Source organism: Nonomuraea sp. B208 (assembly GCF_057536035.1).
This window is the reverse complement of sequence record NZ_BAAJOU010000021.1, coordinates 45,405-58,337: the sequence shown is the minus strand read 5'-3', so window position 1 is coordinate 58,337 and position 12,933 is coordinate 45,405. Positions and strand designations below refer to the sequence as shown.

Below are 12,933 nucleotides of genomic sequence, written 5' to 3'. Positions count from 1 at the left end.
GGCGAAGGATGGGTGATCGAGACCGCAGACCCAGAAGGCAGACCGCATGCCGGAGACAAGAACGTGAGCGCCGAAGCGAGCGAACAGGTGACCGACGCCGAGCTCGTCGCCCGGTACCGGCGCGACCCCCACCTGTTCACCGCCGTCCACGACCGCTACTACCGCGACATCTACCTGTACGTCGCGGGCCGCCTGGACACGCAGATCGCCGAGGACCTCACCGCCGAGACGTTCCTGCTGGCCTTCGACCGGCGCGACCGGTACGACCCGGAACGCGGAGACCTTCGGCCCTGGCTGTTCGGCATCGCCACCAATCTGATCGCCAGGCACCGCCGCAAGGAGACCCGCCACTACAAGGCGCTGGCCAAGCTGGGACCCGAGCCCGTCGTGGAAGGCCACGAGGACCGGGTCGTCACCTCGGTCGCCGCCGAGCGCATGCAGCCGCAGCTGGCCAGGGCGCTGGCCGCCCTGTCCGGCGGCGAGCGCGACGTGCTGCTGCTCGTGGCCCTGGGCCAGCTCAGTTATGACGAAGTGGCTCAGGCGCTCGGCATCGCCGTCGGCACCGTGGGCTCCCGGCTCAGCCGGGCCCGCAGCAAGATCGTCGCCATCGTCGACAAGGAGAAAGCCCGTGGATGACCTGAACGCCGTCGCGACCCTTCTGGCCAAGCCCGAGCCGTCCGCCGAGGCGATCGCCCGCAGCAGGGGACGTCTCCAGGACAGGATGAGGCGCAGCCGCGCCCGCCGGCGCCTGCCGGTGCTGGGCATGGCGGTGGCCGCCGCGGTGGCCGCCGCATTGATCGTCGCCGGCGTGTTCCAGCCCGCCGCCGCGCCGGTCTCGGGCAGGGACGTCCTGCTCATGGCGGCGGCCAGCGCCGAGCACGTCTCCCAGGGGACGGGGACCTACTGGCACATCAAGCGTACGTTCCAGGGCCCGGACGGGCCCCATGTGCAGGAGAGCTGGACCACCCGCGACGGCCGCCACTGGTCCAGGAACGAGCCGTCCGCCACGCCCGGCTCGGTCGTCGAGGACCCGGCGCCGTTCAGACTCATGGGCGCCGAGATCGGGTTCGAGGAGCTCGAAGGGCTTCCGGCGGATCCGGAGAAGCTGAAGGAGCACATCGCCGGGCTGCCCCGCCAGGACAGCGCCATGTTCCCTGCCGACCGGCAAGGCGAGCTCGTCTCCCCGCTGATCGAGCTGATCACGGAGCTGCCGACGCCCGCGCGGGTCCGTTCGGCGGCATTCGAGGCCCTCGCCGCCACCCCCGGGGTCAGGAACGTGGGGCCTGTCGAGGACGGGCAGGAGCTGGTGATCCCGCTCTCCGGGAAGGTGGAGGTCAAGATGGTCGTCGATCCTGAGGCCGCCCGGGTGACGCGTGCCACCATCCTGCTGACCGCCGAAGGAGGTGCGGCGATCAGCAACTCGTACATCTCCGTCACCACCGGGTGGACGGACGAGTTCCCGCGCTGAAGGCCGCTGTTCAGGTGCGGTCGAAGGTCTGGACGGTGATCAGGGAGGCGAACGCCGCGAGCGCGAGCGCGGTCCGTACGAGGTGCAGGTTCAACCACCGACGGCGGCTCTCCTCCCAGTCGGCGGGCAGGAGGTCGGGGTCCCAGGCGTCCGCCAGCCGGTTGAGTGGCTCCAGGCCCGTCAGGGTGAGGGCCACGGTGAGGATCACCAGGATCAGGGCGGCGGCGGTGAGGCCGAAGGCGAACCATCCTCGGGGCCACGACAGGGCGGCCGCGACGATCAGCGCCGCGATGCCGGCCAGCAGCAGCGGCGGCATGGCGCGGCCGTAGTCGACGTTGAGCGCCTGCCAGTACCGGACGTAGGCAGGTCCCGGCAGGCGGGCCACGGACGGGGCGAGGAGGACGAAGACGACGCCGCCCGCGTACAGGCCGATCAGCAGCAGCGCGACCATCCTGGCCGCGGTCAGCACCAAGGACATCGGCATCTCCGGGAGTTGGGTATAGACAGAAGCTTTCATTAGAAGGGCTTCTATTCAATGTGGTTCTGGGAGTATGGCTGGCGATGACTGAGCGGAAGAAGCGCCGTCCCTACTCCAGCGCTCTGCGGCAGGAGCAGGCCGAGGCCACGCGGCAGAGGATCGCGGGCGCGGCGCGGGAACTCATGATCAGGAAGGGCTACGCGGACACGACCATGGCCGAGGTCGCCCGCGAGGCGGGGGTGGCGCTCCAGACGCTGTACACGTCCTCCCCCGGAGGCAAGCCCGCCCTGGCCAAGCTCGTCTACGACATCACGCTGGCCGGCGACGCCCGGCCCCTGCCGCAGAGCGACCGCCCCGAGGTGCAGGCGATCATCGACGAACCCGATCCCGCACGCAAGCTGGCCCGGTACGCCGCCATGGCCACCGGGATCCTCCGGCGCATCCAGCCCGTGCACCGCGTCCTGCGCGCGGCCGCCGCCGCCTCCCCGGCCGACGCGGGGCTCCAGGAGGTCCTGGCCGACATCGAACGCGAGCGGCTGAAGGGCAGCCACGGGCCGGCCCACCACCTGCACGCGCTCGGGGCCCTGCGGCCGGGCCTCGCTCCTGCCAGGGCGGCCGCGCAGATCTACGTCCTCACCTCGACGGAGAACTTCGAGAAGCTGACCGAGGTCTGCGGGTGGAGCGAGGCCGAGTACGAGAAATGGCTGGCCGGGATCCTCGCGGCCGCCCTCCTCCAGGCTTGACGCTGCCGGCGGTCGTTGGGGAAGATCGACTTTCGACGATCATCCAGAGGATCTGAGGGGCCTGGCCCTGTGACGGTCCGGCAACCTGCCCAGCTCGGGCAAGGTGCCAACGCCAGGAACGATGAGGAAGGTCTGATGAGCGTTCAGCTCGACGTTCCCGTGCTCGCCGGTTCCCTGGTACGGCTGGAGCCGTTGACGATGGAACACGCGGCGGACCTGGCGGAGGCCGCCGAGGAGGACCGGGCGTCCTACGGGTTCACGCTGGTTCCCCGAGGGCCCGGGATGCGGGGGTATGTCGCGGCGCAGTTGGCCAGGGACGGGCTGACGCCGTTCGCCCAGATCCGCGTACGTGACGGGAAAGCCGTGGGGTGCACCGCGTTCTGGGATCCGCGGCCGTGGCCGGACCGGCCGGACTCCCTGCGGGCGATCGAGATCGGCTTCACCTGGCTCGCGGCGTCGGCGCAGGGCACCGGGATCAACGCCGAGGCGAAGCTGCTGCTGCTTACGTACGCGTTCGAGAGCATCGGCGTCGCGCGGGTCGATCTGAAGACCGACGCCCGCAACCACCGGTGCCGACGTGCGCTGGAGCAGCTCGGCATCGGCTTCGAGGGGGTCCTGCGCAACTGGTCGATGTCGTGGGCGCCCGGCGAGGAGGGGCTGCTGCGGGACTCGGCGATGTTCGCGGTGGTCTCGTCCGACTGGCCGGCCGTCCGGCGGACCCTCATGACCCGGCTGGCCTCGGCGTCGGCGCCTGGCCCGGGCCGAAGCGGTGGCGGTACTGCAGAGGGGTGAGGCCGATCCTGCGGCGCATCAGCGCGCGAAGGTTCGCGGCCGTGCCCAGGCCGGTGTGCCGGGCGACCGTCTCGAAGCGGGACTCGCCCCGTTCGATCAGCCGGCAGGCCAGGGCGAGGCGTTCCCCCGTCAGCCAGGCGAGCGGGGTGGTGCCCAGTTGCGCCTGGAAGCGGCGGTGCAGGGTGGCCGCGCTGACCGAGGCGCGGGCCGCGAGGTCGGACACCGTGAGCGGGGCGTCCAGGTGCTCCTGGGCCCAGGCGAGTACGGGCGCCAGCGACTCGTCAGGCACCTCGGGCACCGGCCGCTCCACGAACTGCCGCTGCCCGCCGTCGCGGTGGGCGGCGAAGACCAGCCGCCGGCTCACCGAGTTGGCGACCTCCGCGCCGTGGTCGCGGCGGACGATGTGCAGGCCGAGGTCGAGCGCGGCCGCGCTGCCCGCGGCGGTGAGGATGTCGCCGTCGTCCACGAACAGCACGTCCGTCTCAAGGCGGACGGAAGGGAAGCGGGCCCGGAAGGAGTCCGCCCACTGCCAGTGCGCGGTGGCCCGGCGTCCGTCGAGCACCCCGGCCTCGGCCAGGGTGAAGGCGCCGCTGCAGAAGCCGACCAGGCGGGCGCCGCGCGCGTGCGCCCGGCGGATGGCGTCGAGCACGGCGGTTCTTCTGGGCACCTCGACGTCGGGACGGTTCGGGACGATCAGGGTGTCCGCCGCGTCGGCCGCCTCCAGGCCGGCGACGCCCGTGAGGGTGAAGAACCCGTCCCGCATCAGGGTGCGCGGCTCGGGGGAGCACAGGCGGAAGTCGTACAGGTCGCGGCCGAGCTCGGGCCGGCGCAGGCCGAAGACCTCGGTCGCGCAGCCCAGCTCGAAGGGGTTGGAGTTCTCGTCCACGATCACGACGACCCGGTGCGCGTCCGAGGCGATGTGCGAGGATTCTTGCGGCATGTGCTATTCCTAGCACTCACGCCGGGCGGGTCCGGTGGGACAGGATGCACTCGTGAACCTCGAACCCATCGCCCTCAGCCAGGCCCTGGCCTCCTTCGACGCCCTCTGGAGCCCTCGGATCGTCACGCGGGTCAACGACTACGACGTACGCGTCGCGAAGGTCGAGGGCGAGCACGTCTGGCACGTCCACGACGACACGGACGAGTTCTTCCTGGTGCTCGACGGGGAGCTGGACATCGCGCTGCGCGAGCCCGGCGGGGAGCGTACGGTCCGGCTCCCCGCGGGCTCGGTGTTCACCGTCCCGCGCGGCACGGAGCACCGGCCGTCCGCGCCCGCCGGGGCGGCGATCCTCATGTTCGAGCCCACCGGGACGTCGTCGGTCGGCGACCGCCACGCCGAGATCCCCGATCACGTCGACGCGACGACGGGGCACCCGCTCGGTTCCTAGGGGAGTTGCGCGAGCGACATGCTGTTGCCGTCGGGGTCGAGGATCTCGACGTGGCGCACCCCGTTGGGGTAGGTCTCCACCGGTTCGTGGTCGATGCCGTACGCGGCCAGGCGGGCCAGGATGTCGTCGAGGTCGGTCACGCCGAACGTGATCATGGTCCCGCCGACGCGGGCCGCCCGCACGGGCCGGTCGTCGATGACGAGCCAGGCGTTCTCACCGGTCTGCCACAGGTGTTCCTCGCCGATGATCTCGTCCGCCGGCCGGCCGAAGAAGGCTTCGTACCACTTCAGGGAGATTGTCCGGTCACGTACGCACACCACGCTGTGCAGGTCCACGGGATCGCTCCTCCTCATGAGTTCGGTCTCGTCTCATGAGGAAGACCGCGCCCGGGCCCGGGAGTCATCGGAGGAAGTGTTCGCGACCTCCAGGCCGTGCGGCGGGACACCTGGGACTCCTTGCGGACCAGCTTCACGGTGTCGCGGAACCTGCCCGCCTCGATGACATTCAGAAGGACAGGCTGCAGCTCACCTTCGTGCCGGTGCTGAACCACGTGACCGGCAGGTAGTAGACGTAGAAGTGGTGGGTCCGCGTGCCGTGGCCTCCCTTGCTGATGGTCGAGGTGTACTGGTACTCCCACTCGTACGTCCCGTTGCCCTGGCTCTCGGGGACGCACCGGGGCGGCGGGATGGCGGCGGGCGGGATCGGGTTCGCGGCGGCGGGGCCGGCGGGCGCGACCAGGGCGAGGCCGGCCACGGCCAGCGTCGAGACCAGCAGAGCGATCTTTTTCATGCGGTCAAGACTCGCGGACCGAGAGTGCCGGGACCAGGACACGGGCAGGGCATTGACCGGTCATCGGAGTGCGGCGCGGGAACGGGCGATCTGGTCGCGGGTGCGGGCGGACCAGAGGTGCTCGTTGAGCGGGTCGAGCCGGTCGAGGCAGGCGGTGAAGTGGGCCAGCGCCACCCGTTCGTCGCCGCGCCACCGGCTGATCTCGCCCAACGTGTACGAGATCAGCGCCTGCCCCCGCGTGTCCCCCGCGTTCACGAACAGCCGCGCGCACCGGGCGAGCATGCCGATGGCGGTGTCGTGGCGGCCCAGCGCGGCCTCGGCCTGGGCCAGCCGGTGCAGCGACAGCCGTTCGCCGGTCTCCCATCGCAGCTCGCGGCAGAGGTCCAGGCTGGTCCGGTAGTGGCCGATCGCCTCCTCGACGCGGCCCGTCTCGTAGCAGGCGATCCCGAGGGCGCGCAGGAAACGGGCCCGATGGAGGGAGCTGTGGCCGTCGAGGTGGGCGAGGGCCAGGCGGCAGGTCGCTCCGACGGCGTCGTGCCGGCGCAGGTAGAACTGGATGCCGGCGATCTCGGTCCACGCGCTCAGCAGGCCGTGCCCGTCGCCCAACTCCTGGAACCGTTCGGCGGCCAGCGTGGCGGCGGTGAGCGCGGAGCCCAGGTCGTGTTCCAGGGTGGCGGCGACCCCGAGCAGCGCGTACGCCGCCGCGTGCCGGTCCCCCGCCCGCGAGCTACGGCCGAGCAGGTGGCGGAACTCGTCCGCGACCGTGCCGGCGCGCCGGCGATCGACCTCGGCGTCGGCGCTCACCAGCCGCAGGCGCGTCTCGGTGACGGTGTCCCCCGCCGTCGCGGCGGCGTGGGCGACCGTGCCCACCATCCGTACGGCGTCGTCGTGGAAGCCGCGCACGACGAGGAACGGCGCCAGCGCGTACGCGAGACCGGCCGCCTCCCGTACCAGCCCGGCTCGGGCGGCGGCCTCGGCCACGGCGACGAGCACGCCGCGCTCGGCCGCCAGCCAGGCGCCGCCTTCCGGGCAGGGCGGCGTCCTCTCCGGTAGGTCCGGCGGCGGCGGGGCGAAGGCGAGGGGCAGCTCGGCGGCGGCGCCGGCGGCGCGGGCGCGGGCCTCGGCGGCGACCCGGCGCAGCGCGGCCGTCCGGCGTTCACCGCTGTCCTCGGCGTGGAACAGCTCGCCGGCGAAGCCGCGCAGCAGGTCGTGCATGCGGTAGCGGGGCTGGGCCGCGGCGTCGGCCGCGCCGGCGGTGATCAGGCCGGCGACGGCCAGCTCCTCCAGGGAGCCGTCCACGTCGTACGGGCTCGCCCCCGCCAGCGCCGCCACCGTCCAGGCCGCCACGCCGTCGGCGGCCACCGACCCGAGCAGCCGGAACGCGTGCCGCGCGGGCGGCGACAGGGTCGCGTAGCTCGCCTCGAACGTGGCGCGGACGTCCAGGTGGCCCGCACGCAGCTCGTTCAGCGCCGAAGCGTCGGCGAGGCGGCGTGCCAGCTCGGCCAGGGGCCAGGCCGGGCGGGTGGCGAGGCGTGCCCCGGCGATGCGCAGGGCGAGCGGCAACCGCCCGCAGGCATCGAGTATCGCCTGCGCCGCCTCCGGGTCGCTCGCCACCCGGTCCGCCCCGGCCACGCCCGCGAGCAGGGCGCGGGCGCCGGCCGGGGTGGGCACGTCCAGCGCGTACGTGACCGCGCCCGGCAGCGCGGGCAGCGGCCCCCGGGAGGTGAGGAGGACGGCCGAACGCGGCGTGCCCGGGATCAGCGGCTGCACCTGGGCCGCGCCGGCCGCGTCGTCCAGCAGCACGAGCACCGCGCGGTCGGCGATCATGGCCCGGTACGTCGCCGCCCGCTCCTCGGTGGAGGCGGGCACGCCCGCGGAGTCCACGCCGAGCGCCCGCAACAGCTCCGCGAGCAGGTCGGACGGGTCGCGGGGCGAGGCCGACGCGCCGTGCAGCCGGACGAAGAGCTGGCCGTCGGGGTACCGGTCGCGGACCAGGTGCGCGACGTGCACCGCCAGCGTGGTCTTCCCGACACCGGGCGGCCCCGACACCGCCACGATCACCGGCGCCACACTGGCGACCCGGCGGGCCCCACCGGCCGCCGCGCCACTCGCCCCACCGGCCGCCAGACCGGCCGCCGCGTCGGAGGCGTCCAGGGCCGTGACCAGGTCGCGGGTCTCGCGCTCCCGCCCCGCCAGATCGGCGATGTCCGCCGGAAGCAGGCAGATCCCCGTCCACCCCGGCTCCCGTACCGTCTCCAGCTCGGGAGCGGGAACGGGACCGTCGTCGAGAACCGCCGCGTGCAGCTCGCGTAACTCCTGGCCGGGCTCCAGCGCCAGCTCGGCGACGAGGACCGAGCGGGCCCGCCGGTACGCCTCCAGCGCCTCGGCGCGCCTGCCCGCCCGGTGCAGCGCCAGCATGAGCCGGTGCCACAGGCGTTCGTTGAGCGGCGCGGCCTCCACCAGCGCGGTCAGCTCGCCGACGAGCTCGTCGTACAGGCCGAGCCGCAGGCGCACGTCGATCCAGCCGAGCCGGGCGCTCTCCCGGCGTTCCTCCAGCTCGGCGATGCGCGCCTGCACCGTCGCGGCCAGCGTCACGTCCTCGGCGGGCCGGCCGCGCCACAGCGACAGCGCCCGCGCGAACAGCCGGTTCGCCGCCGCGGGCTCCCCGCGCGCCGCCTCCAGCCTGGCCTCGCGTACGGCTTCCTCGAAGGCGAGCGCGTCGAGCCGGTCGGGGCCGAGGCACAGGCGGTAGCCGTGCGGCACGGTCTCCACCTCGATCGCCGCGCGACGCAGCGCGGTGAGGTACGTCTGCAGGTTCGGCAGCGCGGACCTGGGCGGGTCGTCCCACACCGAGGCGATCAGCCGCTCCCTGGTCAGGACGGTGTTGGGGTGGAGCAGGAAGACGCCGAGCACCGCGCGCGCCTTGGCGGCCAGCCGGACGGGCCGCCGCGCGTCGGTGACCTGGACGGGCCCGAGGATCGCGAAGTCCACCTGCGTCTCCCGGCACGATCAGCGGTTCTGACCTTCTATGGCGACCCTATGCGGTTTGTGTGGGCCGATGGAGGAGGTTGATCGGAAACGAGCGGAGAAGGAGGTGAACGCGGTGAAGATCGAGGTTCGCAAGGTCGAGGCCGTCAAGGCGACCCAGTTCATGACCTGAGGCACCGCCTCTCAGCCGGCCGGGAGGCGGTCCTGCCGCCTCCCGGCCAGTCCCCGGCCCGACGGATGATGCGGACAGCGTGATGCAGGTGATGTTGAAGGAGTGCGCCTGGGAACCCCTGGGCGACGAGCTGGTGGTGGTCCATGACCCGCGCGAGGCGTACACGCTGGCCGATCCCGACGGCCGGATCGCGGCGCTCCTCGACGAGCTGGCGCGCGGGCCGGCCACGGCGGAGGAGTTGAGCGTGCGGCTGGCCGCGCGGGGCGTCGCCGTCACGGGGGACGACGTCCGCGCGGGGCTGGCCGGGCTCGACTCGCTCGGCCTGGTCGAGGACGCCGCGGAACGGTTCCTGGGCGACCCGGAGGCCAACGAGCGGCATTTCTCCAATCTGACGTTCTTCGGGGCCTTCGCCCGGCTGGGCAGGTCGCGGGCGGAGTTCGTCCGGCGGCTGCGCGACGCGCACGTCCTCGTGCTCGGCGCGGGCGGCGGCGGCTCGGCCCTGGTGCAGTGCCTGGCCGGGCTCGGCGTCGGCGCGCTCACGCTGGTGGACCGCGACGACATCGCGCCGCGCAACTTCGCCCGCCAGTTCCTCTACCGGCAGGCCGACGTCGGCCGGTCGAAGGTGGACCGCGCCGCAGAATGGGTGCGCGAGTTCGACCCCGGCATCGAGGTACGCGCCGTGGACCGCTGGATCTCCGGCCCGGACGACCTCAAGGACCTGACCGAGGACGTCCACGTGATCGCGGGCGGCCTCGACGGCGCGCCCGACGCGAACCTGTGGGTGAACGAGGCGGCGCTGCGCGCGGGCGTCCCCCTGGTCGCCGGCGGGATGACGCGTACCCAGCTCATCTACTTCTCCGTGGACCCGGGCAGGAGCGCCTGCCTGCTCTGCGACGAGTCCGACCTGCCGCCGCGCGACGGGCGGACGAGCGCGGCCGTCGCGCAGCGGCTCAGCCGGGGGCTGCGGCTCGCCAACGGCCTCACCGGGCCGATGGCGATGCAGGTCGGGTCGCTGGTCGCGTACGAGGTCATGCGCTATCTGACCGGCGTCGAGCCGCCGCGCGCGGCCGGGTCCCGGGTCGTGCTCGACCTGCTGGACGGGCTCGTCCCCGTGTGGCAGCCGTTCCCCCGCGACCCGGGCTGCCCGGCGTGCGCGCTGGCCCGGCGGTGACGCCCATGACCGGCGGGGTACGGCTGCGCCCGCTCACCGTGATCCAGGAGGGGGGCGAGGCCCTGGTCGGCGACCCCGCCACCGGCACCTTCGTGGCCATGCCCGCCGTGGGCGGCGTGCTGGTCTCGGCGCTGCTGCGCGGCGCGAGCGTGGAGGAGGCCGCCGCCGAGGCCGAGGCGCACGCCGGCCGGCCCGTGGACCTGCCGTCGTTCGTGGCGACCCTCGCCGAGCTGGGCTTCCTCGACGACCGGCCGGACGCGGAACGCCAGGTCGTGCGCACCGCGCCGATCCAGACGCGGCGCTGGTTCGCGGGGGTGAGCGAGCGTGTGGCCCGCCCGTTCTTCGGGCGGGCGGCCTGGGCCTGCTACCTCGCCCTCGCCCTGTTCTGCCTGGCCGTCTTCGTGACCTCGCCGTCGCTGTTCCCGAGCCCGGAACGGGACGCGTTCCTGCTCGGCGACGTCGGGCTGAGCGTGCTGCTGCTCATGCCGTTCGTCCTGGTCTCGACCGCTCTGCACGAGGGCGGGCACTGGCTGGCCGCCCGCGCGATCGGCGTCCGGTCCAGGTTCGGGGTGGACCGGCGGATGATGCTGCTGGTCCTGGAGACCGACCTGTCCCAGCTCTGGACGGTGCCGCGCCGCCTCCGCTACGGGCCGCTGCTCGGCGGGATGGCGGTGGACGTGGTCGTGCTCAGCCTGCTGCTGGCCGCCCGGCTGCTGATCCGGCACGGGGTGTGGTCGCCGGCTCCCGGCGTGGACGCGACGCTCGCGGTGTGGGTGTTCGTGAAGCTGGCGGGCCTGCTGTGGCAGTGCATGGTGTTCCTGCGTACCGACCTGTACGCGGTGCTGGTCAACGCGCTCGGCTGCCGCGACCTGTGGCGGGTCAAGACCCTGCTGCTGCGGCGGGCGTTCGGCCGGCTCACCCCGGGCCAGGCGGCGGAGCTGGTCGCGGCCGGGCCCACCGACATCAGGGCCGGGCGGTGGTTCCGGTGGGTGTGGCTCGCCGGGTTCGCCGGGGTGCTGGCCTGGTTCGTCTTCTTCGTGCTCCCTGTCGTGGCCGCGACGCTGGCGTGGACGGCCGACCGGCTCGTGCTGGGGCCGTTCGAGCCGCGGTTCTGGTACGCGCTGCTGTGCGCGGCCCTGCTGCTCGGGCCGTACGCGCTGGCCCTTTTCCTCGCGGTACGGGAGCGCGTGCGGCGCTAGGCGCGCGCCGACGGGTTGAGCAGCTCCGTGACGCGGAGGAACCCGTCGTCGCCGTGGCCGAGCCCGATGACGCGGCGGGCCAGCCCTTCGGCCGCGCGCATCACGCTCGCGTCGATGCCGTGGGCCTCGGAGGTGTGGACGATGTGGGCCATGGACGACACCGCCGAGGTGATCGGGTTCCCCTCGCCGGAGTACGTGCCGCTGTCCGCCTCCGCCGCGCCCTCCTCGAAGAGCGGCGGCAGGATCGCGCCGATCCCCTGGGCGAACGGCGCCAGCTCCCGCGCGCTGATCCCCTCGGCCCTGGCCACGGCCAAGGCGTGGGCGTATCCGGCCATCGCCGTCCAGAAGATGTCGAGCAGGGCGATGTCGTACGCGGCCGCCCTGCCGACGTCCGCGCCGAGATGGGTGTGCGTGCCGCCCAGGGCGTCCAGCGTCGGCCGGTGCGCGCGGTAGAGGTCCTCGGGGCCGCTGTGCAGGAACACCCCGGCCGGGGTGCCGATGGTCGGGGTCGGCGTCATGATGGCGCCGTCCAGGTAGCCGATGCCGTGCTCGCCGGCCCAGGCCGCGGTGTCCCTGGCCCGGTCGGGGGTGTCGGCGGTCAGGTTCACGAGCGTGCGTCCCTTGAGCGCGCCGGTCACCTCGGGGCGCCGTACGACGGCGTCCACCGCGTCGTAGTTGACGACGCAGATCACGGTCAACGGGCTCGCGCCGGCCGCCTCCTCGGGCGAGCGGGCGCCGGCCGCGCCCCGCTCGACCAGCTCATGCTCCTTGCCCGGCGTACGGTTCCATACGGTCGTCCGCACGCCGGCGGCCAGGAAGGCTCCCGCCAGCGCCCGGCCCATCGGGCCCAGACCGAGCACGGTGACGGCAGACTGTTGGGTGTTCGAGGTCATTCCTCAGCTCCTCAATATGGGCACTGAACGACGAAAAAAGGGGACGACGATGACGCGCAGCCGCGCCCGGGACCCGAACGTCTGCGGGGTGACCGCCGCGATCGCCGTGATCGACGGCAAATGGAAGACGATGCTGCTCTGGCTGCTGGAATCCGGCCCGCACCGGCCCGGCGAGCTACGCCGGCGGCTGCCGGGGCTCACGGAGAAGGTGCTGACTCAGACGCTGCGCGAGATGGAGGCCGACGGGCTGGTCCACCGGGAGGTGCACGACGTGCGGCCGCTCAAGACGGTCTACTCCCTGACCCCGTTCGGCCGTGAGCTCTCCGAAGCCCTGGAGCCGCTGTCCGACTGGGGACACCGCCGTCTGGAGAAGCTGGCTGAGTCACGACCAGCCTCATGAACCACCGCCCACTTCCCGCTTCACCTGCTCGTACGGACCAAGCTTCACCCCGTCCGGACCCGGCCGACAAGTACCCACAAAAAGGTGGCTATCGGGCGTCCAACTCTTCCGCGAGGCTCCGCCAATGGGTATGCACCTGGGCGGCGAGCCGCTCGTCTCCCGGGCGAGGTCCGATCGTGCCGTCGAGAACCGTGAAACCGACATCCCGGTAGTCGGGATCCTTCTTCCTGAACACCCACACCTGGACCGTCGTCCCCTCGAACGAGTGATCCCGAGCGCCCGGTCCCGCACCGCGGGGTCCAGGCGGCCGAGCTTCGACTCCGTGACCGCGAGAGCCAGCCAGAACACCGGCGCCTCGCCGGGATCGTCCAGCGCCTCGGAATAGGACTCCACCACGCGGCGCCGCGCTTCCTCGTCGGTCGCGCCGTCCTCGATGAGCTCGCGATATTCGT

At 73.1% G+C, this 12,933-nt stretch carries 14 protein-coding genes and 1 riboswitch; of the genes, 8 read left to right on the top strand and 6 right to left on the bottom strand.

Going from position 1 to position 12,933, the window contains the following annotated elements:
• Positions 1 to 63 precede the first annotated feature (63 nt).
• Positions 64 to 636 (top strand): RNA polymerase sigma factor, encoded by a 573-nt coding sequence (locus tag AC27IY_RS16965; RefSeq protein WP_487178479.1) that lies wholly within the window; start codon positions 64 to 66, stop codon positions 634 to 636.
• Positions 629 to 1,468, top strand: a complete 840-nt coding sequence (locus tag AC27IY_RS16960; protein WP_487178478.1) for a CU044_5270 family protein — start codon at positions 629 to 631, stop codon at positions 1,466 to 1,468. The genes AC27IY_RS16965 and AC27IY_RS16960 overlap by 8 nt, the downstream gene beginning before the upstream one ends.
• A gap of 10 nt (positions 1,469 to 1,478) precedes the next feature.
• Here the strand turns inward: AC27IY_RS16960 and AC27IY_RS16955 are convergent, their stop codons facing one another.
• Positions 1,479 to 1,946 carry an anthrone oxygenase family protein gene (locus AC27IY_RS16955; RefSeq protein ID WP_423452183.1) on the bottom strand — a complete coding sequence of 156 codons (468 nt, stop codon included), beginning with the start codon at positions 1,944 to 1,946 and terminating at the stop codon, positions 1,479 to 1,481.
• Positions 1,947 to 2,029: 83 nt separating this feature from the next.
• On the opposite strand from AC27IY_RS16955, the gene AC27IY_RS16950 reads away from it, so the two are divergent.
• Together AC27IY_RS16950 and AC27IY_RS16945 are read left to right on the top strand one after the other, a co-directional pair.
• Positions 2,030 to 2,689, top strand: a complete 660-nt coding sequence (locus tag AC27IY_RS16950) for a TetR/AcrR family transcriptional regulator (protein ID WP_487178477.1) — start codon at positions 2,030 to 2,032, stop codon at positions 2,687 to 2,689.
• A 36-nt stretch (positions 2,690 to 2,725) separates the two neighbouring features.
• Positions 2,726 to 2,831, top strand: a riboswitch (SAM riboswitch).
• Positions 2,825 to 3,481, top strand: a complete 657-nt coding sequence (locus AC27IY_RS16945; RefSeq protein ID WP_487178476.1) for a GNAT family N-acetyltransferase — start codon at positions 2,825 to 2,827, stop codon at positions 3,479 to 3,481. It overlaps the preceding riboswitch by 7 nt.
• Here AC27IY_RS16945 and AC27IY_RS16940 read toward each other — a convergent pair.
• On the bottom strand, positions 3,411 to 4,421 hold the full coding sequence (locus tag AC27IY_RS16940; RefSeq protein WP_487178475.1) for a GlxA family transcriptional regulator: 1,011 nt from the start codon (positions 4,419 to 4,421) through the stop codon (positions 3,411 to 3,413). The genes AC27IY_RS16945 and AC27IY_RS16940 overlap by 71 nt on opposite strands.
• A 52-nt stretch (positions 4,422 to 4,473) precedes the next feature.
• Between AC27IY_RS16940 and AC27IY_RS16935 the strand changes: the two genes are divergently transcribed.
• Positions 4,474 to 4,869 (top strand): cupin domain-containing protein, encoded by a 396-nt coding sequence (locus tag AC27IY_RS16935; protein WP_487178474.1) that lies wholly within the window; start codon positions 4,474 to 4,476, stop codon positions 4,867 to 4,869.
• On the opposite strand, the gene AC27IY_RS16930 is transcribed toward AC27IY_RS16935, so the two are convergent.
• From AC27IY_RS16930 to AC27IY_RS16920, 3 genes are all read right to left on the bottom strand, one after another.
• Entirely contained in the window at positions 4,866 to 5,204 is a 339-nt protein-coding gene (locus tag AC27IY_RS16930; protein ID WP_487178473.1) for a VOC family protein, read from the bottom strand. The two genes, AC27IY_RS16935 and AC27IY_RS16930, sit on opposite strands and share 4 nt — an antisense overlap.
• 169 nt (positions 5,205 to 5,373) lie before the next feature.
• Positions 5,374 to 5,658: a hypothetical protein gene (locus AC27IY_RS16925; protein ID WP_449949112.1), complete on the bottom strand. Its 285-nt coding sequence runs from the start codon at positions 5,656 to 5,658 to the stop codon at positions 5,374 to 5,376.
• Between the two features lie 60 nt (positions 5,659 to 5,718).
• Positions 5,719 to 8,649 carry an AfsR/SARP family transcriptional regulator gene (locus AC27IY_RS16920; RefSeq protein ID WP_487178472.1) on the bottom strand — a complete coding sequence of 977 codons (2,931 nt, stop codon included), beginning with the start codon at positions 8,647 to 8,649 and terminating at the stop codon, positions 5,719 to 5,721.
• Positions 8,650 to 8,909: 260 nt separating this feature from the next.
• Between AC27IY_RS16920 and AC27IY_RS16915 the strand changes: the two genes are divergently transcribed.
• A complete protein-coding gene (locus AC27IY_RS16915) occupies positions 8,910 to 9,989 on the top strand; it encodes a ThiF family adenylyltransferase (RefSeq protein ID WP_487179109.1) in 1,080 nt (359 codons plus the stop codon).
• A complete protein-coding gene (locus AC27IY_RS16910) occupies positions 9,968 to 11,188 on the top strand; it encodes a hypothetical protein (protein WP_487178471.1) in 1,221 nt (406 codons plus the stop codon). Before AC27IY_RS16915 ends, AC27IY_RS16910 begins: the two co-directional genes overlap by 22 nt.
• On the opposite strand, the gene AC27IY_RS16905 is transcribed toward AC27IY_RS16910, so the two are convergent.
• Positions 11,185 to 12,081 carry an NAD(P)-dependent oxidoreductase gene (locus AC27IY_RS16905; protein WP_487178470.1) on the bottom strand — a complete coding sequence of 299 codons (897 nt, stop codon included), beginning with the start codon at positions 12,079 to 12,081 and terminating at the stop codon, positions 11,185 to 11,187. The two genes, AC27IY_RS16910 and AC27IY_RS16905, sit on opposite strands and share 4 nt — an antisense overlap.
• Positions 12,082 to 12,130: 49 nt before the next feature.
• Between AC27IY_RS16905 and AC27IY_RS16900 the strand changes: the two genes are divergently transcribed.
• Positions 12,131 to 12,481, top strand: a complete 351-nt coding sequence (locus AC27IY_RS16900; protein WP_344214012.1) for a winged helix-turn-helix transcriptional regulator — start codon at positions 12,131 to 12,133, stop codon at positions 12,479 to 12,481.
• Positions 12,482 to 12,933: the final 452 nt, after the last annotated feature.

What these genes read in the sequence shown, in the direction of transcription:
- AC27IY_RS16955 (WP_423452183.1), bottom strand. Translation starts at nt 1,946, where the DNA reads ATGTCCTTGGTGCTGACCGCGGCCAGGATGGTCGCGCTGCTGCTGATC.
- AC27IY_RS16950 (WP_487178477.1), top strand. Translation starts at nt 2,030, where the DNA reads ATGACTGAGCGGAAGAAGCGCCGTCCCTACTCCAGCGCTCTGCGGCAG.
- AC27IY_RS16945 (WP_487178476.1), top strand. Translation starts at nt 2,825, where the DNA reads ATGAGCGTTCAGCTCGACGTTCCCGTGCTCGCCGGTTCCCTGGTACGG.
- AC27IY_RS16940 (WP_487178475.1), bottom strand. Translation starts at nt 4,421, where the DNA reads ATGCCGCAAGAATCCTCGCACATCGCCTCGGACGCGCACCGGGTCGTC.
- AC27IY_RS16925 (WP_449949112.1), bottom strand. Translation starts at nt 5,658, where the DNA reads ATGAAAAAGATCGCTCTGCTGGTCTCGACGCTGGCCGTGGCCGGCCTC.
- AC27IY_RS16915 (WP_487179109.1), top strand. Translation starts at nt 8,910, where the DNA reads ATGTTGAAGGAGTGCGCCTGGGAACCCCTGGGCGACGAGCTGGTGGTG.
- AC27IY_RS16905 (WP_487178470.1), bottom strand. Translation starts at nt 12,081, where the DNA reads ATGACCTCGAACACCCAACAGTCTGCCGTCACCGTGCTCGGTCTGGGC.
- AC27IY_RS16900 (WP_344214012.1), top strand. Translation starts at nt 12,131, where the DNA reads ATGACGCGCAGCCGCGCCCGGGACCCGAACGTCTGCGGGGTGACCGCC.